Here is a 17,964-nt window from a genome sequence, read left to right as displayed (position 1 = left end):
GGCGATGGCACCCGCAGCGACCTCCAGCCCCTCAACGGACGGGCTGGCGCTGGGCAACTCCACCGACCTCAACATCGGCTCCACCGATCCCAGGCAGAACCCACGCCAGTTCCAGGCGTACTCGCACTACGTGATGCCCGGCGGGCTGGTCGAATCGTTCATCGACGACGTCGAAGGTCGTCGGGACGGCACCCTCGCCCCGACTGTCGAGATGGACATCACCGGCACCCGGACCGCAGTCGACCGGAGGGTCGGTGACACCTGACCGCCGAGCCGTAGCCGGCACCCGACCCATGTCGCGTCGGGTGCCGTGCCTGCGCCCTCGATCGGGTCACCTGGTCACTGACGGGCCCCGCCGGAGAGCAGGGCGAGACCGGTCTCCGGGTCCACCTGCTTGGTGAGTTCGGCGGCGACCTCGGTGATGATGACCTCCAGGGTCGGCCACACCTCCCCCCGCAGCAGGTGACCCCCCACCGTCGAGCCGTCACGACGACCGAGCACCGCGTGCACGTGGAGTGCCGGCTGACCCTGGTTGTCGGCGATGTCGCCGAGCAGCGAAAGAACCTCGACCTGCTCCGCTACGGGGATGTGGACGTAGTCGCGTGCCTGCCGGTCGAAGTAGCCCACCTCTGCGGAGTGGAAACCGCCGACAGCGGTGATCCGCGCTCCGCGGATGTCGTACTGGGCTGCGGTGTCGTGGATGGCGGTGACCGCGTCCTCGCCCTTGTCTACGGCGACCACCAGCACACGCCGGCCACCGTCAGTCAACTCCAGCTTCTTCATGATCATGCCTTCCTGGTCACGACCGGCGGCACGGGCCGCTGCGGGACGGCTCAGCCCTGCGCGATCGTCGCGAGGCCGGCCTGTTGCAGGAATCCGAGGTTGTCCTCGACGTGCCACTCCTGGGTGATCTTGCCGTCGTCGCCGAGCTGCTCGACGTCGAGCGCGTCGAATGTGACCGCCTGTCCCCGACCCTGGACACCGTTGTAGGTGCCGGTGAAGTGACCGCGGTAGGTGACACGTGCGGTGAAGACATTCCCAGTGATGTAGATGGCGTGCAGATCGAGGGTCAGGTCCGGCATGGCGTCGCGCAGCGCGGACGAGCCGGCGCGCGGCCCCTGCGGGCCCTGCGGCCTGCCCGGCGGGAGCATGTTGTCCCGAAAGGACGGCGACAGCGCCTTGTCGAGGTAGCTCTGCCGGCCCGTGTTCCAGAACGTGTAGAGCAGCTGCGCCGTGCGGATGATCTGGACGGCATGTTCCTCTGACAGGCCGCAGTCGACCTGCACGATCTCCGGTACGACGAGTTCGCCGCCCTGATCCACCAGGCGGGAAGCATCGCCCTGAGCATCGTGGCCGGTCAACCCGCGATTGGCGCTCGCGTCCTGGCGGTCCTCGTCCGCGTGGACGGGCGGTGGCGTCCACCGCGCGGTTTCGCTGTCGGCCGGGTAGTCGATGCCACCCGGATACGTCTGTAGTTCGATCAGCGTCCCCCAGGGCGCACGACCGTAGACGCTGCCGTTCCCGGGTGTCTGCTCATGAGGCGAGTTGCCGTGCACGTCCGACAGCATGTGGGCACCCGCCTCGGCGAGCCGGCGGGCCGACGCCCCGATGTCGTCGACGTAGAGGGCCAGATGGTTGAGCCCGTAATCGGTCAGCAACGCCGCACGTCCGTGATCGGCGCCGCTGGTCTCGAACAGCTCGATGCTCGGCCCGGTGCCGATCTGAACCAGACGCTGCCGGGTGATCCTCGATCCTGGTGGCATGCCGAGTTGACGCTCGGTCTCGGGCCCCTGCCGCGGGGGCATGTCCCGCGCCTGGGTGTCGTAACACACCTTGGCGTCGAACGCCTTGCGCAGAAATTCGGTGGCCGCGTCGATGTCGTCGACGCTCATACCCACGTGATCGATGCCGCGAGGGCGGGGCTGTGGCTGCGCCATGTCGATTCGCACCTCCGTGGGATCGTCCGCGCCGGTGGGGCTTGGTGTGCATTCGTCGTTCCTGGCGGGCATACCCGGTTCCGGAACGTCCTCACGGGCCAGGCCACGCCGGTCCCCGACCGGTGCGCGGCAACCGGTGCGCTGTGCGGGTGCGGTGCAGGAGTTGTGTCAGCGGTCGACTTGCGGGGCGTGACCGCGGGTAGGCCGGGTGATGCGGCGGCACTCCTGGCCGCGACGACGCGGCGCCAGCGATGGCGCGACAGTCAGGCCGAACCTGACCGATCCGGACGGACGTCGGCTCTCGGAGCGGCATCGATCCGCATCTTGTAGATCCAGACGGGGTAGACGACAGAGTTCACACCGCCCGCCAGCCCGGGCGTGCGATTCAACTGCGCCGCCGGAATCCACAGGTAGCCGGATCCGTCGATCCACATCGCGTCGGCCCAGATCAGGCGTGGATCGGCGAGAAGGGTGTGCACTCTCCGGTCGGGCGTGATGGTCAGGATCCGCCTCTCTTCCACGTCGTTGAGGTAGATCGTGCCGGCCGCATCGATAGCGGTGCCCCCGGTCGTCGGGGTGTCGAGCCACGGCTCGACCTGCTCTGCCAGCACATCGGCCGGGACGGCCGGATCGTCGAGCCATCGTGTCTCCAGCCGGGCCAGCGGACCGGACGCCGGCTGGAAGTACAGGTACCGCCCGTCGGGGGACACCTCAAGCTGGTCGGTGTGGATGCGCAGGTTCCCACCGTCCTGATCGCGCAGACGCTGCCCGTCCGCGTGCATGGGGCGCCGCGCGGTCGCACTCGGGCAGCCGTCGAGCGTCCGACGGGACTGCCCACTATCCAAATCGAGCACGATGATTCCGGGTGCGCCGGCATCCGTGAGGTACGCATTCCGACCATTGAAACGAAGGTCATCGACGAAGCTTGTCGCCCTCAGCGCCGGACGGAGGTCGTAGATTCGGACAACCGAGTCCGTGGCAGGATCGATCACGATCACCCGCGCGCCACCCCGAACGGCGGGCATACCCAAGCCGGGGGCACCGCCATCTATCACCCACAGGCGGCCGTCCGGGCCGATGCGTAGCGCGTTGACGCACACGAAAGCCCCGTCGGGTTGGTGGTCGTCCCGGGCCTGGTTCCATCCCGCATCCGGGTAGGGAGCGAACCCGCCGTCACCGTCGGCCTCAGCGAGCTGCACTCCTGGCCCCTCCGCCGACGGGAAGCTGACAAATATCCGGCCGTTCGACGTGGTGGTGACCCCGTTCCAAACTCGATCGGCGGACAACACGGGGATGAGGCGGGAGTCCTCTTGCTGTGGCCGAGATGCCATGCGCGTACTTCCTCACCCGTGAGTCACCGTGCGGCGGGTCGGCGCCGAAGCGCGGCTACCCGTCACCGTGCGCCGCAAACCACTGACCGGCCTTCGCGGCGACGTGCCCGACCGCGCTCCTCTGCTTCCCCGATCGTCGAGGTGAGCAGTAATCGGAGTCATGAAGGCGGCTTCAAGCGCCTGTGGCAGGGTTGTGAATGACAGATGCCGCTCATCTTGTCGCTGCCACCCGGCTGACGGCTACGCATCTCGCTGAGCGCCGCCCCGTCCGGTCTCCCCGGCTGAGACAGTACCGAGCTGCACAGGAAGGACATCCGATCCATGGCGATCCCACAACTGTCCAGCTTCTCTGGCTATCGGCTGCCCGCGCTGGGCTTCGGCACGTACCGGCTAAACGGAACGGCCGGGGTCGAGGCGATCGGGCGCGCGATCGACAACGGGTACACGCTGCTGGACTCCGCATTCAACTACGACAACGAGGGTGCGGTGGGCGCGGCGGTCCGCGCGCACCGGAGTGCTCGTGAACAGCTGGTCGTGACCTCGAAGTTGCCCGGCCGGCACCAACGGTTCGCAGCCGCCCTCGAGACGGTCGAGGAGAGCGTCTACCGCACCGGCCTCGACCACCTCGACCTTTACCTGATCCACTGGCCCAATCCGTCCCAGCACCTCTACGTCGAGGCGTGGGCGGCGCTCATCGAGGCCCGCTCCCGAGGGCTGGTGCACGAGATCGGTGTGTGCAACTTTCTACCCGAGCACCTGGAACGCATCGAGGCCGAAACCGGCGTACGTCCCGTGGTCAACCAGATCGAACTGCATCCGTACTTCCCGCAGACCGACGCGCTCGCCTACCATCGTGAGCACGGCATCCTTACCCAGGCGTGGAGTCCGATCGGCCGGGGCAACGACCTGCTCAGCAACCGCACGATCACCGCCATTGCCGACCAACACCGCATCAGCGCCGCCCAAACGGTGCTCGCCTGGCACGTCGCCGTCGGCGCGATCCCGCTACCAAAAGCGGCGACTCAGCAGCGCCAACTCGAGAATCTCGGCGCGCTCGACGTCGTGCTGTCGGCCGCCGAGGTCGCAGCCATTACGGCGCTTGGCCGCCCAGACGGCCGTATCAACAACCAGGACCCCGCCGCGTACGAGGAGTTCTGAGTTCCACCGAACGGACCGCCCGTTCGGCACACCCGCGGCGGCCGGGCCGGGCAAGTCGTATGGCCGCCCCGTAGCACCGGCCCTACCGGCCGACGCCCATCCCTTGCTGCACAAGGTCGATCCGGAACACGGCCGCCGGCTGGAGGCCCTGCCGTGCGATCTGGTGTGGGCGACGACCTGGATGAGCGACGCGAACGACGTGCTCGCACCCCTGCTCGGGCTGCCGCCGCTGCCCGTCGTGGACTGGCCCGACTCCGACGAGGTGGGACCCCTGCACTGGAAGACCCGTGGGCTGGTCGAATGGGCGCAGGGACGCCCCTTCGTCTGGGTCGACGACGAGATCTCCCACGCCGATCAGCAGTGGGTGTTGACTCATCACCCAGGTCCGGCCCTGCTGCATCGGGTCGACCCACGTCGCGGGCTGACCGAGCACGACTTCACCGTCATCGAGAGCTGGCTCAGGCGGGCACGGTAGGGCGAGCTGCACGCCGTCGCAGTCGCCGTGCTTGACGGGCTGGCCACTCGGGACTGATGTTGGCGAACGGTGCGCCGGAACGGCGATACCAGTAGCCGGCTGAGCTGCTCTACGGGGGCGAAACGTTCGGTAGCAGGCCGTCGTCGCGTCCGGTCTGGGGTAGGCCAGCCACAGCGGCGATGGCCTCGACGGCCTCGTACAGTCCGGTGGTCTCGGGGAGGACGAGTTCGTCGGGCCAGCCCAGGACGTCATGGGCGGCGTACCAGCCGCTCATGTGCTCGGCTGTGAACTCACTGACCTGCGGGCGCGTGAGGTGCCGGCGCAGGGTCTCGGCCAGGGACACATCGAGGTAGCAGAACAGCGACCGACCGCGATGGCCGTCCCGCAGGGCGGTCAGCATGCTGCGGTAGCGGCTGCTGTGCAGGATGCCCTCCAAGACCACGTGGTAGCCGTGGTCGAGGGCGAACCGGACGGTCTGCGCGATCAACGCCGGTGCCGCGCCGCCGGGCTTGTCCCGCTCGCGCAGCACGATCCGGCGCAGGTAGTCCTGCTCGACCAGGGCGCAGCCCCGGCCGTGCCGACGTCGTAGCTCGCAGGCGATGCTGCTCTTGCCCGAGCCAGAGTTGCCCCGGATACAGACGAGGATCGTGTCCGGGCTGCCGGTGGGTTCAGCGACCACGACGCCTCCTCTGCTTCAGTCGTTGCGGACGGTGAGGGCGAGGGCGGCGACGGTCAGCTGGGTGAGGTCAGGAAGTTGCTCCTCGTCGAGGGTGACACCGCTCAGGTTGTCCAGCGGCGTCTTGACGCCCTGGAGCCGACTGCCCCGCAGGTCGGCGCCGTCGAGGCGGCAGGATTCCAGTTCCAGACCGCCCAGGTCGCAGGATCGCAGCGCGACGCGAGGTAGGCGGCAGGAAGACCACGCGCCGTTGGTGAGAGTGCAGTCGGTGAACGCGACCGAGCCGGAGGCGGTGACACGCTGAAGGGTGGCGTAGTCGAAGCGGCAGCCGTCGAACAGGACATCCTTGAGGCGTACGTCGGTGAGTCTGGTGCCGGTGAACCGGGAGCCGGTGATCGCGCTCCGTTCGATGGTGATGCCGGTCAGAGTCGCGCCGGAGAAGTCGGTGCGGGCGATCTCGCAGCCGTAGAGGCTGTCGGCTTCCCAGGTGCTCTCGCTCAGGTCCACGCCGGTGAGCAGGCTGCTGCGGATGCTGACGTCCTCAAGGTGCGAGCCGTGCCACGCTGCGCCCTCGACGAGGGCCTCGGTGAGGCCGCCGGTCAGGTCCGTTGTGGTGTCGAGGTCGTCCGGTTCGAGGTCCGGCAACAGGACCTTCACGTCGCCGATCGTGCTGGTGCGCATGTGTCCTCAACCTGTGCGGGCGCGGGGTGGGCACGCCGCCCCGCGCGTCCCCGTGGTGGGGGCGGCTACTTCTTCTTGTTCCAGTTGTCCCAGCCTGGTCGACTGTCGAACTTACCCTTGTTAGCCCAGGTGGGGCGGTTGTCGAACTTCGCCGCGTCGATCGCCGCGGCCGACCGCTGCGGGTCGACGCCGAGGCGGGCGAGTTGCTCGGGTGCGGCGTGAACGAGGACCGCGAGAGCGTTGGTCATGGTGCTCCTCCTTGGGGGGTGACGTGGTTCGCGGCGGAGCGGACGAGGGCCTGTCGGGTGGTCCGGCAGTAGGTCGTTTCTCGGGCGGTGAACGTCGCGTGCTCGAAGTAGCGGTTGCCGGCCTGGGCGCCCCGGCAGAAGTCGTAGAAGGTGCAGTGGTCGGCGCAGTCGTTGAGGGCCGTGACGAACTCGGCGACGTAGTCCAGGTCGCCGGCACGGGCGAGCATGGCGGTGATCGGCTGCTGGAGGACGTTGCCGGCGATGAAGTCGCCGTATCGCGGCTCGGTGATGCCGAGCAGCTCCGGTGACAGCAACACCACCTGCCCATCCCAGGAGACAGTCGGGATCGGCTCGTACGGCGCGTGGTCGACGTGTCCGGCGCGGGTGGCGGCGAGATAGTCGGCCAGCCGGTCCACGTCGCGGATCCGCAGCGGGTTGCCGCCGACGCGACGTGCGATGAGGTGCTGCCAGAACCGGTACGCGTCATCCTCCGAGACCGGTGCGCGGTCGGCGCCCTCCTGCTCTTCGATGTTGAAGCCCACCGACTCGCAGCCGGGCAGGCCGGTGAAGAAGTCGACGAGGGCTTCCGCATGCTCGATGGTTTCCGGGGTGACCACAGAGATCACCGAGTACACCAGCCCGGCGGCGGCCAGAGTCTGCATGCCGCGCAGGGTGCGGGCGTCCGTCGGGTTGCCGGCCCGGTCGAGGCGGTTCCGGTTCAACGCGCCCGGTCCGTCGATGCTGACCCCGACCTCGAACCCGTAAGCGGTGAACAGCTCGCACCACTGGCGGTTGATCAGCGTCGCGTTCGTCTGAATCTCGTGACGCACCATCCCCGCGCGCCGCAGCTCCTCGAACGGGGTCAGTAGATCCCGGAACAGCCCGATGGGTGTGGCGGTGGGTTCGCCCCCGTGCCACACGACACTCACCGGATGGCTGCTGTTCTGCTGGGCGATCGACTCGGCGCAAGCGCGCGCGACCGGGCTGCTCATCAGGCGATGCGTTCTTCGGTCGGGCAGGTAGCAATAGGTGCAGTCGAGGTTGCAGAAGCTCGTCGGCTGCACGACCAGAGTGTGGAAGCTGCTGGCGACCGCCGGTTGGCCGGTGGCGTTGATGAGGCCGATGCCGTTCACGAGGGGGCCTCTTCGATGCTGACGGCCGTGGTGGTGCTGAGGCGGTAGGCGTGGGTGTGGCGGGCGGGCCAGCCGAGAAACCGGTCGAACATGTCGGCGGCGCTGCCCGTGATGCTCGGGTTGAGCTGGTGCAGGTCATCGATCGCGTCGTGCAGGCAGCCAGCCAGCCAGGTAGAGGAACAGGCTCACCGGCACTTCGCGGTACTCGGCCAGGAGGGCGAGCTTCGCCGCGCCGCAGGGCCACGGCTGCCCGCACCGGCGGCACAGCCACAGCGGGCGCATCGGCAGATGTTCCACCTCAGCGGGCGCGCGCCGGTTAGCCGCGAGACGGCGCTGCGGCCCGGTCACCGGCGACCGCCCTCGCGGGCCTGCTGCGCGAACAGCCGACGCCACACGAAGGTGAGCAGCGGCGGATCAGCGGGCCACACCTGCCCCGGCGAGGCCGTCCACCCGGGCTCGGGGCGCCGCGCCTGGCTGGCCATGGCGTTACGCGAGACGTACGCCGTCATGCCGCCACCCCCGTCAGGGACGATGAGCGGCGGGCCCGCCGGGGGAAGGGCGAGCCCGCCACCGCACCGCGGCGGCTGGGAGCAGACCGCCGATCACCCACCCGCGCAGCCCTCACGGCGGTACGCAGGCGGGGAAAGCACCGAGACAGTTCGCTCCCGGAAGGGCCGAGCCAGCGGCCCATACCGTGGTGTGGTGCGCCGCTCATCGATCCCTCCATCTGCAGCTCCCTGTCAGTGATCCCGACACCGGCATCGACACGCGACGGTGATCCGAGGTGAACTGAACGTAGGGGCGGCCTGTACGGAGGACCGGGAAAATCCGTACCGGGTCCGGCGGGCTTCAGCGGGCAGGGTGATGGTGTGCGAGGGATGACGGACGACATGACGATCGGCCAGCGCGTCGCCTTCTACCGGCGTCGGCGAGGGCTCTCCCAGGAGGTGCTGGCCGGTCTGGTCGGCAAGACGCAGGAGTGGTTACGCAAGGTCGAGACGAACCGGGCCGACCTGGACCGGTTGTCGGTCATTCGCGCGATCGCCAAGGCCCTCGACGTGTCCCTCGGCGACCTGATCGGTGCACCGAGCCTGTTCGAGTGGTCGGACGACTCAGGGCGCGAGACGATCCCGGCCTTGCGGGCCGCGCTTCACGACTATCGTCACCTCGCGCCGGCGCTGGCCAGCACGGGGGACGTCGAGGCCTCCGCCCTGCGCGAGATCGAGAACGACGTCGCCGAGATCTGGACCGCCTACCAGCACTCGCGGTACGGCACCCTCGCCCGCCGGCTGCCCTACCTCATCCACGACTGCCTCACCGCCACCGAGGCGTACGACGGGGACGACGGCCAGCGCGCGCACGCGATGACCGCCTACGCCCACCAGCTCGCCGCGTTGTTCCTCACCAAGCTCGGCGAAGGTGACCTCGCGTGGACGGCCGCCAGCCGAGGGCTGGCCGCCGCGAACGCCAGCCACGATCACGTCGTCATCGGCTCACTCAGCCGCTCCGCCGCGCACTCGCTGGCGTCCATCGGTGAGTACGCCCAAGCCCGCGGCCTCGCCGCCACGGCCGCGCAGTTCCTGGAACCACGGCTCGCCAAGCCGACTCCGCAGCTGCTGTCGGTCTACGGCAGCCTGCACCTCGTCTGCGCCCTGGCCGCCGCCCGGGACGACGACCGCGCGTCGGCCGACACCCACATCGCCGAGGCCGATGCCGCCGCGCAGCGGCTCGGCGCTGATGGCAACCACGTGTGGACCGCGTTCGGACCGACCAACGTGTCGATCCACAAGACGACCGTGGCCATGGAACTCGGCGACGTGCAACGCGCCATCGCCATCGGCGCCCCACTCGACACCAGCACCGTGCCCGTCGAGCGGCAGGTTCGGCACGCCATCGAAACCGCCCGAGCCCTCGCCCGGTGGAACCGCATCGACGACGCCCTCGCCGCGCTTCTGGACGCCGAGGTCATCGGCCCCGACCAGGTGCGCTACCACCGGCTCTCCCGCGATCTCGTCCGGGACATCCTCACCCGCCCCCGACCACCTCGGCTGGCCGTCGAACTCAGCGACCGGATGGGCGTCCGGTCGGGAGGGCCGCGCTGGTAGCTGAGCTCAGATCAGCCGGCTCGTGTAGCCAGCCGCTATCAGGCGCTCGAAGGCCGCCCGCACCTCGTCCGGCATCTCCTGCGGGATAGCGAACCCGCGCTCGGCGTACACCTCGATCCGCTGCGTGTCGCCGACCAGCATGTCCACCACCCGACGCGGGTCGCCGATGCTACTCACGTAGTCGTCCAGTTCGAGCGGGTTCGACGCGCACACCACATCGACCTCCGGCCACATCAGCCTGCAGGTGGCGTAGGCCCGACGCTGCTGGTAGGGCCGCGACATGATCAGCACCGACTTCACCGGAATCTGGTGTTCGGTCAGGAGCTGACGCGAGTACTCCAGGTTCTGGGCCGTGTTCGTGGCACGCGGCTCCACGAGAATCGCGTCCCCGGGTACGCCCTGCTCGACGGCGTACTCGCGGTAGTGCACTGCTTCTCCACGCGGAAAACGCTCGACGGTCGTCGGGGCGTTCGCGCCGGTGAACACGATCCTGGGGAACAGGCCCTCGCGGAACAAGCGCGTCGCGATGACAGCCACCCCGAGGTCATGACTGCCCAATCCGATCCCCACGTCGCACGGGCGCAACTCGTGACCCATGTCGTGGTAGCGCCAGAGCGTCTCCACGTCCGCCCGGATCGCGTCGGGGATCGCCTCGGCAGGTGCCGCCGCATGCCGGTTCATCAGCACCTACCAGTTCGGTCCGCGCTGGGTTCCCTCATGCCGCCAGCGTAGGGGTAGCAGGGCACACGACGCCGCTGACTCCAGCACCAGGCCGCTGGCCTCCTAAGGATCAGGAGGTTGGCGGCGGTCGGGGCATCGTGACGTGTGCGGTCAGGTTCCCAGCTCGATGAGGCGACGCCTGCCAGTTTCACCCGGGACCTGCCATACCTGCTCGTCCGGCCAGTGGCGGTACAACAACTGCTGCGTGGTCGTGGTGACAACGTTCCGCAGCGGCCCACGGAGCAGGTCGGTCCGCAGTCGTTCCTCCCGCTCGGCGTCCTGCGCGATCACCAGAATCGCCCCGACCGGCACCAGCCGGTCCGCACGCCGGTAGCCGACCAGCAGTCCACCCAGCCCTGACGCCGGCCGCTCATGCTCGGCGACAACGTCGCCGACCGGGCCACGGTCGACGTGTACCAGGAACCGCAGGCACCGCCCGTCCTGCAGCCATATGCCGTAGCCGTCGGCCCGCAACTGCGCGAGGTCGTGCTGGCGCAACCATGACGAGGTATCCATCGTCGCCAGCCACTGGAACAGCTCGCACCGCCTCGGGTTGCGCCGCAACACCTCGATCAACGGCAGAAACAGCAGGGCATCCGCCCTGCCGGAGGGCCGCTGACCCAACCGCAGCGGAACCGGCCGCCCCGACGCCGTCAGGGCGCGGCGGAGGACCTCCGGGTAGAGCCTTTTCCCGGCAGATGCGCCTGAGACAAGTAGGCAGCGGCCCGCCGCAGGACCTCGTTCTCCTGCTCCAACAACCTGATCCGCTTACGCGCCTCGCGCAGCTCGGCCGACTCACTGCTGGAGGTCCCGGGCGTGGCGCCGGCGTCGATGTCGGCCTGGCGCAACCACTTGAACAACGTCATCGGGTGCACGCCGAAGTCCTTGGCGACCTGCTCGACGGTCACGCCTGGCTCGCGGTCACGAGCGACACGCACGACGTCATCGCGGAACTCACGGGGGTAAGGCTTCGGCACAGGATCATCCTTCCAGCTCGCCGTCAGGGCAAGCCATCTCAGATGTCACCTATCGGTGCAGCAGACCCCGGCCGGGGACGGTAGGCAGGTCGGGCAGCGGGAGCGGGCCGCCGGCCTCGCCCCGGCGCAGGGTCGTGTCGAGCAGGTGCACGCCGCTGGCCGACACCGCGATCCGGACCTGGCCGGGGCCGGGTGTCAGGTCGGGCAGCTCGTCGAGCACCAGGTTTCCGGGGGGACCGAACTCGTGAAGCCGAACGGCACGCATGCCCCCATCCGACAACCTCAATCCCGCTTCAGGTCAACCCCCGGAGTCAGACGGTCGGCACCACCATCGGAGTCCCCGTCGCCGGGGAAGGTTGGGCGAGAGCCCGATCCGGGTACCAGAAGGCACCCGGACGGGACGCGTTTCCGGTCCGTCCGGGATTCGGTCCCCCGGGACGACCTTTAGACTAAGGTCACAGTCCGTAATCCGGATTCCCCCGGACAATCGGAAGGACTACACGTGATCGAGACCATGCAGATGAGGCCGATCAACCCCGAGTCGGTGCCGGAGGCCACGGGCGGTTACCACAACGCGCTGGAGGTCCAGACCGCCGGGCGGATGCTGTTCATCAGCGGGCAGATCCCCCAGACCCGGGACGGCCACGTCCCGGCCACCCCCGAGGCGCAGTGCCGGCTGGTCTGGGACAACATCCGGGCCGTCCTCGCCGACGCCGGCATGGACGTCGACAACCTAGTCAAGGTGACCACGTTCCTGGCCGACCGCCGGCACGCCGACGTCAACACCAAGGTCCGCAACGAGGTGCTCGGCGCGCACCGCCCCGCACTGACGGTGATCGTCACCGGGATCTTCGACCCGGAGTGGATCATCGAGATCGAGGCGATCGCCGTCGCCTGACCGGCCCGTCCGGCAACGATCAGCCGCCAGCAGCCGGGCCGCCGCGCCGCGTGCCCGTTCGGGCCGGCTCACCGGCGCGGTCGGGCAGTCGTGGGGGAATGCTGACCGCGCAGGGCCACCACCTGGTCGCACTCCGGGCTGCGGCCCAGCTCGCGCACGTGGGCGCGGACGAGCTCGGGGATCCGGTAGCGGCCGTCCGGCAGAGCCTCGGCGAGCCCCGCGTCGACCAGGCGTTCGGCGGCGACCTCGGCGGCGGCCATCGGCTGGCCCGACAGCGCGGCGAGGTTCGACACGCTGACCAGGCCCCGGTCCAGCCGGCTCAGCAGCCGCAGGGCCCGCAGCGCCACGCCGTCGCCGTCGCCGTACCGGGTCAGCACCCGCACCGCGCCGGCGAGGCAGTCCCGGATCGACATCGACTCGCAGACCAGGGCGTCGAGCCGGGCGGCGGGATCGGCCAGCCGGGCGGCGAAGGCGGCGAGCGACCAGTTCTGCCGCGTCGCCAGCCGGGCGGCCGCGATCCGCAGGGCCAGGGGCAGCGCGTCGCAGCGCTCCACGAGCGTGCGCGCCGCCTCGGGCTCGGCGTCTACCACCTCGGCGCCGAGGTGGTAGCGGAGCATGTCGAGCGCGTCGTCCGCGTCCAGGGAGCCGACGGAGACCCGGGTGGCCCCGTCGAGGGTGGTCATCCCGGAGCGTGAGGTGACGATCAGGGCGCAGCCGACGGGCATCGGCCCGAGGACGCGTACCTGGGCGGCGGTCGCCACGTCGTCGAGGACGACCAGGACCCGACGGCCGGTCAACAGGGTCGACCAGCCCGACGCGGGGTGGTCGCCCGTCGGCGACGACAACCCGAGCGCCTCGGCCAGGACCCGCACCGCCCGGGCGGCCTCCGCCGGCCCGTCGGGTGTCCCCCCGCCCATGGGTACGAACACCGACCCGCCCGGGTGCTCCGCGGCCAGCTCGTGCGCGGCGCGCACCGCCAGGGCGGTCTTGCCGGCGCCGGCCAGCCCCTGGACCACGCCCGGCCGCCCGGACCGCACGCCCTTGACGAGCCGGCCCAGCTCGGCCGCCCGCCCGTGCAGGGCCACCGGGTCGGCGGGGAACCGGGAGGCCGGCGGGCTCGGCGTGACCACCCGTACGGGTGGGCGGGCCCCGGGGTGGTGCAGCCGCAGCGCCGGATCGTTGCGCAGGATCCGCTGTTCCAGGTCGCGCAGGGACTCGCTGGGCTCGATGCCCAGCTCGTCGACAAGCAACCGCCGCAGGTCGCGGTACGCACCCAGGGCGACCGCCTGCTGGCCGTCGCGGTACAGGGCGGTCATCAGGTGGGCGTGCAGGCGCTCCCGCAGCGGATGCTGGCTGACGAGCACCTTGAGTTCCGGCAGCAGCATGCTGTGCCGGCCCAGCTCCAGCTCGGCGCCGATGCGGGCCTCGACCGTGGCGATCCGGGTCTCCTCCAGGCGGGCCACCTCGGCCATCACCAGCGGGGTCGGCCGGACGTCGGCCAGCGGGGCGCCGCGCCACAGCGCCAGTGCCGCGTCGAACCCCTCGACGGCGGCGTCCGGCAGGCCGGCCGCGAGATCGGCGTGGGCCTGCCTGATCAGCCGCTCACACTCGCCGATGTCGATCGTCTCCGCGGCTACCACCAGGCGGTAGCCGGGACTACGGGTGGTCAGGACGCGGCTGTCGCGGTCGTTCAGGGCGCGGCGCAGCCGCCACGCGTACCCGGCGACGAGACCGCTGGCCGAGGCCGGCGGGTTGTCGTCCCAGAGTTCGGCCACCAGTTGTTCGAGCGACACCACCTGGTCGGCCTTGAGCAGCAGCATCGCCAGCAACGCGCGCTGTTTCGCCGACCCGATCCCCCGCCACTGGACGCCGTCGTGGAACTCCACCGGCCCCATCAACCGGAAACGCAGGCGGGCGGGTGGTGCTTGCCGCGGGATGGGCATCTCTGCTCCCGATTCGTGAGCGTGGTGGGAGTCGGTGCCGCTCAGACCAGTCCGACGTCCGCTGCCAGCCGCCGGCGGTCGACCTTGCCGTTGGCGTTGACCGGAAAGAACTCGACCCGGTGGTACCGCGCCGGTGCCATGTAGGGCGGCAGGTGGTCGGCCACCAGGGCCGCCAGGGCCGCCTCCGCCACGGTGTCGCAGGTGTAGAGCGCGTGCAGCTCGACCGCTCCGGCGCCAGGCAGCGCCAGGACGACGACGTCGTGCACTCCCGGGTGCCGGCGCAGGACGGACTCGATCTCGCCCAGCTCGATCCGGTAGCCGTGGATCTTGACCTGGTCGTCGAGCCGGCCCAGGTGGACCAGCTCGCCGTCCTCGCGGCGGACCCGGTCCCCCGTCCGGTACCAGCTCGCCGGGCCGGGCGGGCCGTCGACCGGCGTCGTCCGGCGGCCGTCGTGGTCGACGAACCGGCCGGGGTTCTGCGCGGGGTCGAGGTAGCCGTCGAACCGCTGGCCGCCACGCACGCAGAGCTCGCCGTCGTCTCCGGCGGCCCCGTCGGCCGCCAGCAGGACCCCCTCCAGGTGCGGGTGGATCCGCCCGATCGGCACGGTGTCGTTGCTGGTGCGGGGCCACCGCGCCGGATCGGCGGGAAGCTGGTAGCGGGTGCAGGTGACGGTGAGTTCGGTGGGCCCGTACAGGTTCTCCAGGGTGCTGCCCGGCGCGGCGTCCGCCCACGCCCGCGCCTGGGCCAGGGTGAGCTGCTCACCGGCGAAGAGGCTCCACCGCAGGCCCGGCATGCTGCCGGGACGCAGGGTGCGCAGGCGGCGGGCCAGGGAGATCACCGACGGTACGGAGAACCAGTGGGTGATCCCGTTGTCGTTCACGTAGCTGACGGGGGCCAGGGTGTCGCCGGGCGCGGCGACCACCAGCAGCGCGCCGGACGACCAGGCGACGAACATGTCGAACACCGACGGGTCGAAGGTCAGCTCGAAGGTCTGCGACAGCCGCGACCCCGGCCCCACCTGGTAGGCCTGCACGCAGTGCGCGAGGTAGGGGGCGAGGTTGCGGTGCCGGATCGGCACCCCCTTGGGCGTGCCGGTGGATCCGGAGGTGAACAGGGTGTACGCGACGTCGCCGGGGCCGCCGGCGTACGCGTCGGTCCACCGCTCGGCCGGCACGTCGTACCAACGCTGCTCCGGGGTGTCGGGCAGGTGCAGGACGCCGACCGTCCCGGCCGCCTCGTCGGCCACCCGGCCGCCCGCGTCGTCGGCGAGCAGCGCGTCCACGCCGGCGTGGGCGCAGGTCCGCCGGATCCGTTCCGCCGGCGCGTCGGGGCTGAGCGGCACGACGGTCGCGGCCAGCCGCAACGTGGCGAGATAGCCGACGTACGCCGCGAGGCTGCGCGACGCGCAGAGCCCGACGACCCGGGGCGGGCGGCCGTGCAGGGCGACCAGCCGGGTGGCCAGTCGCTCGACCCGGTCCAGGAGTTCGGCGTACGTCAGCTCGTGCCCGGCGACGCGCAGCGCCGGAGCGTCGGGATGCCGGCGGACCGCGTCGGTGAACCCCTGGAAGAGCGTCGGGCCGTCCGCGCTCACCGGGAGCCGCCGGTGGTCGCCGCCTCCGGCAGGTCCCCGCCGTCGTCGGCCGTGCCGGCGCCCCCGCTGTCGTCCGCGTCGCCGGACGCCGGCGCGGCGGCCGGGCCGTCGACCTCAGCCATGCGTTCCCGGGTGACCACCTTGAAGAACGGGTAGATCAGCAGTACGCAGAGCACCGCGAAGAAGCCGAACGCCACCTGGTAGGAGAAGAACTCGGCGAGGACGCCGGCGAGGATCGCGGCGACCGGGGTCATGCCCCAGGCCACGAGTCGGCTCGCGGCGCTGAACCGGCCGAGCATGTCGGCCGGCACCAGCGACTGCGTGATGAACCGGGAGTTGACCGTCCACATCGTGCCGCCGGCGCCGGCGAGGAACGCCGCCGCGCCGATGGCCCAGGCGCTCGACGGCGCGGCGGGCAGCAGCGCCGGCGCCGCGACGAGGGCGAAGGCGCCGACGATGTCGGTGAACATGGACCAGCGCCGGCCGATCCACCGGTTGACCGGCCCGACGATGACGGTGCCGATCACCCCGCCCGCGCCGAGGCCGGTGAGCAGGAAGCCGTACTGCCGCTCGTCGAGGCCGAGCGGGCCGCCGACGGCGTAGACCGGGATGAGGGCGAGCCACGCCGCCCAGCAGCCGGCCATGATCGCGATGAGCAGCGCCATCGTCCGGAGCAGCCGGTGCTGCCAGAGGAACCGGAGGCCCTCGCGGATGTCCTCGTTGACCGAGCGCTTGCGCTCGGGGGCCGCGACCTTGAAGTTGCCGACGAGCAGGAGCAGCAGGACCGCGCCGGCCACGTAGGCGAAGCCGGTGACGCTGAGCGCGAGCCCGAACCCGACCGCCACCAGGAAGCCGCCGATCGGCTGCCCGGCGAAGCCGTTGAACAGGTATTCCAGGGCGGTGATCCGCGCGTTGGCGGTCTCCCAGCGGTGCTTCGGCACGGCCGACGGGACGATGGAGACTCCGGCGATCCCGGCCACCACGTCGGCCAGGCCGATGACCAGGGCGGCGGCGTAGATCAGCGCCAGGGTCGGGCTCGCGGCGAGCACGGCGACGAGGAGCGCGCCGACGGAGACCATCCGGGCGATCTCGGCGCCCATCAGCAGGGCCCGCCGGTCCATCCGGTCGACGAAGACCCCGACGTGCAGCGCGGCCACCAACCACGGCAGGCTCATGATGGCCGCGACGGCGGTGACCACGACGGGCGATCGACTGATCTGGGCGGCGAGCAGCGGGAGGGCGATCCGGGCCACCGCGTCGGCGATGTTCGTGGTGCCCGTGAAGACGACCAGAAGCCATTCGTTTCGCCTGGCTCCGGGCGGATCCGCCTGCGCTGTGGTTTGAGCTGTGGCCACGACAATCCCTCGCACGGTCTTGAATTGGGAGAAGTGAATCGGAACTCCGCCGCGAAGTTCGCACAGCACCCGGACAAACGATAAGGGACCATTTACCCGGCCGCGCTTGTCAATTAGTTGACACGCAATGCCGAGCGGGTCGGGGACCGATCCCGCACTTCTGCCCCGGCCATCGCCGGCAATTCCGATCGGACCGGTCGCCGGGGCTGAACGGAGTCGCAGGTCATCGGGGTCCGCGCGTTGACAGGGTGGTCGTACGGGTATCGACAGGCGGCTCCAACAATCGCGGAAAAGTCCCTTTCGCGCCTTATTGGGAATACTCTGCGTTGCGCTGGTTGCACCATAGGTCATCCGGGGGAACGTGTCCATCCTCACGTCAGCGGGTCGGCCGGCCCTCCGGCAGCGGCCACGACAGCCCACCGGGGACCCGAATAATACGTACGGCCCGTTTCTGTCGCCCGGTGCCGCATCTGAGGCGATTACGGCGGCATTGCCGCCCCGCCGGGCACCGTCGCCCCGCCTCCGCCACTGGCCAGCGCCCCTTTTACGCCGGCAGCCGGACGGGCTCCGGGGTGCCGACCGAATCAGCGACCAACGACATTCCATCCCGCGAACATCGAGAGAACATCGGCGCCGGGATGCTCGGACCCGTAGAACTTCCAAGCGCAAATTCAGTCGACCCCACCTCGATCGACGACCCGGCTCCTCGCCCGGTTTCCGATCATTGCGGCGCGG

Annotated in this window: 19 protein-coding genes and 2 pseudogenes; 5 read left to right on the top strand and 16 right to left on the bottom strand. The window is 70.3% G+C overall.

Going from position 1 to position 17,964, the window contains the following annotated elements; genetic code table 11:
- Nucleotides 1–4 precede the first annotated feature (4 nt).
- Nucleotides 5–265 carry a glycoside hydrolase family 68 protein gene (locus O7622_RS10390; RefSeq protein ID WP_282313140.1) on the top strand — a complete coding sequence of 87 codons (261 nt, stop codon included), beginning with the start codon at nt 5–7 and terminating at the stop codon, nt 263–265.
- A 74-nt stretch (nt 266–339) separates the two neighbouring features.
- Here the strand turns inward: O7622_RS10390 and O7622_RS10385 are convergent, their stop codons facing one another.
- The 3 genes from O7622_RS10385 to O7622_RS10375 form a co-directional block, all read right to left on the bottom strand.
- The gene (locus O7622_RS10385) at nt 340–789 is read right to left on the bottom strand and encodes a PPC domain-containing DNA-binding protein (RefSeq protein ID WP_282313139.1); all 450 of its coding nucleotides are present in this window, start codon (nt 787–789) and stop codon (nt 340–342) included.
- A gap of 44 nt (nt 790–833) precedes the next feature.
- Nucleotides 834–1,937, bottom strand: coding sequence for an ester cyclase (locus O7622_RS10380; protein ID WP_282313138.1), 1,104 nt, complete (start codon nt 1,935–1,937; stop codon nt 834–836).
- 263 nt (nt 1,938–2,200) lie between these two features.
- Nucleotides 2,201–3,136, bottom strand: a complete 936-nt coding sequence (locus O7622_RS10375) for an L-dopachrome tautomerase-related protein (RefSeq protein WP_282313136.1) — start codon at nt 3,134–3,136, stop codon at nt 2,201–2,203.
- A gap of 453 nt (nt 3,137–3,589) precedes the next feature.
- Between O7622_RS10375 and O7622_RS10370 the strand changes: the two genes are divergently transcribed.
- Both O7622_RS10370 and O7622_RS10365 read left to right on the top strand, forming a co-directional pair.
- A complete protein-coding gene (locus tag O7622_RS10370; RefSeq protein ID WP_282313134.1) occupies nt 3,590–4,426 on the top strand; it encodes an aldo/keto reductase in 837 nt (278 codons plus the stop codon).
- 88 nt (nt 4,427–4,514) lie between these two features.
- A pseudogene (locus O7622_RS10365) lies at nt 4,515–4,901 on the top strand (hypothetical protein); the annotation flags it as partial.
- Nucleotides 4,902–5,010: 109 nt separating this feature from the next.
- On the opposite strand, the gene O7622_RS10360 reads toward O7622_RS10365, so the two are convergent.
- The 6 genes and pseudogenes from O7622_RS10360 to amcA (O7622_RS10335) all read right to left on the bottom strand — a co-directional run bounded on the left by O7622_RS10360 (nt 5,011) and on the right by amcA (O7622_RS10335) (nt 8,148).
- Nucleotides 5,011–5,580, bottom strand: coding sequence for a kinase (locus tag O7622_RS10360; protein ID WP_282313132.1), 570 nt, complete (start codon nt 5,578–5,580; stop codon nt 5,011–5,013).
- A gap of 15 nt (nt 5,581–5,595) precedes the next feature.
- Complete coding sequence (locus tag O7622_RS10355; protein WP_282313131.1) at nt 5,596–6,258, bottom strand: pentapeptide repeat-containing protein; 663 nt, start codon at nt 6,256–6,258, stop codon at nt 5,596–5,598.
- A gap of 65 nt (nt 6,259–6,323) precedes the next feature.
- A complete protein-coding gene (amcA, locus tag O7622_RS10350; RefSeq protein WP_282313130.1) occupies nt 6,324–6,506 on the bottom strand; it encodes a multiple cyclophane-containing RiPP AmcA in 183 nt (60 codons plus the stop codon).
- Nucleotides 6,503–7,639, bottom strand: a complete 1,137-nt coding sequence (gene amcB, locus O7622_RS10345) for a cyclophane-forming radical SAM peptide maturase AmcB (protein WP_282313129.1) — start codon at nt 7,637–7,639, stop codon at nt 6,503–6,505. The genes amcA (O7622_RS10350) and amcB overlap by 4 nt, the downstream gene beginning before the upstream one ends.
- Nucleotides 7,636–7,987 (bottom strand): annotated as a pseudogene (locus O7622_RS10340) (hypothetical protein). The gene amcB and the pseudogene O7622_RS10340 overlap by 4 nt, the downstream one beginning before the upstream one ends.
- Nucleotides 7,984–8,148: a multiple cyclophane-containing RiPP AmcA gene (gene amcA, locus O7622_RS10335; protein ID WP_282313128.1), complete on the bottom strand. Its 165-nt coding sequence runs from the start codon at nt 8,146–8,148 to the stop codon at nt 7,984–7,986. The pseudogene O7622_RS10340 and the gene amcA (O7622_RS10335) overlap by 4 nt, the downstream one beginning before the upstream one ends.
- A gap of 369 nt (nt 8,149–8,517) precedes the next feature.
- On the opposite strand from amcA (O7622_RS10335), the gene O7622_RS10330 reads away from it, so the two are divergent.
- Nucleotides 8,518–9,744, top strand: a complete 1,227-nt coding sequence (locus O7622_RS10330) for a helix-turn-helix transcriptional regulator (RefSeq protein ID WP_282313127.1) — start codon at nt 8,518–8,520, stop codon at nt 9,742–9,744.
- A 6-nt stretch (nt 9,745–9,750) separates the two neighbouring features.
- Here the strand turns inward: O7622_RS10330 and O7622_RS10325 are convergent, their stop codons facing one another.
- From O7622_RS10325 to O7622_RS10310, 4 genes are all read right to left on the bottom strand, one after another.
- Nucleotides 9,751–10,431 (bottom strand): YdcF family protein, encoded by a 681-nt coding sequence (locus O7622_RS10325; protein WP_282313126.1) that lies wholly within the window; start codon nt 10,429–10,431, stop codon nt 9,751–9,753.
- 144 nt (nt 10,432–10,575) lie between these two features.
- A complete protein-coding gene (locus O7622_RS10320) occupies nt 10,576–11,031 on the bottom strand; it encodes a hypothetical protein (RefSeq protein WP_282314100.1) in 456 nt (151 codons plus the stop codon).
- Between the two features lie 86 nt (nt 11,032–11,117).
- Nucleotides 11,118–11,441 carry a transposase gene (locus O7622_RS10315; RefSeq protein WP_282313124.1) on the bottom strand — a complete coding sequence of 108 codons (324 nt, stop codon included), beginning with the start codon at nt 11,439–11,441 and terminating at the stop codon, nt 11,118–11,120.
- A 49-nt stretch (nt 11,442–11,490) separates the two neighbouring features.
- A complete protein-coding gene (locus tag O7622_RS10310; RefSeq protein WP_282313122.1) occupies nt 11,491–11,706 on the bottom strand; it encodes a hypothetical protein in 216 nt (71 codons plus the stop codon).
- Between the two features lie 237 nt (nt 11,707–11,943).
- Here O7622_RS10310 and O7622_RS10305 point away from each other — a divergent pair, with 237 nt between their 5' ends.
- Nucleotides 11,944–12,339, top strand: coding sequence for a RidA family protein (locus O7622_RS10305; RefSeq protein ID WP_282313121.1), 396 nt, complete (start codon nt 11,944–11,946; stop codon nt 12,337–12,339).
- A 68-nt stretch (nt 12,340–12,407) separates the two neighbouring features.
- On the opposite strand, the gene O7622_RS10300 is transcribed toward O7622_RS10305, so the two are convergent.
- The 3 genes from O7622_RS10300 to O7622_RS10290 are packed head-to-tail and all read right to left on the bottom strand — an operon-like array spanning nt 12,408 to nt 17,229.
- A complete protein-coding gene (locus O7622_RS10300) occupies nt 12,408–14,282 on the bottom strand; it encodes an AfsR/SARP family transcriptional regulator (RefSeq protein WP_282313120.1) in 1,875 nt (624 codons plus the stop codon).
- A 41-nt stretch (nt 14,283–14,323) separates the two neighbouring features.
- A complete protein-coding gene (locus O7622_RS10295) occupies nt 14,324–15,874 on the bottom strand; it encodes an amino acid adenylation domain-containing protein (protein ID WP_282313119.1) in 1,551 nt (516 codons plus the stop codon).
- Nucleotides 15,871–17,229, bottom strand: coding sequence for an MFS transporter (locus tag O7622_RS10290; RefSeq protein ID WP_282313117.1), 1,359 nt, complete (start codon nt 17,227–17,229; stop codon nt 15,871–15,873). Before O7622_RS10290 ends, O7622_RS10295 begins: the two co-directional genes overlap by 4 nt.
- Nucleotides 17,230–17,964 lie beyond the last annotated feature (735 nt).

This window comes from Micromonospora sp. WMMD1076 (genome assembly GCF_029581475.1).
GTDB lineage: Bacteria > Actinomycetota > Actinomycetes > Mycobacteriales > Micromonosporaceae > Micromonospora > Micromonospora aurantiaca.
Note: the sequence above shows the minus strand (reverse complement) of the source record. Positions and strands in the feature narration are given on the sequence as shown.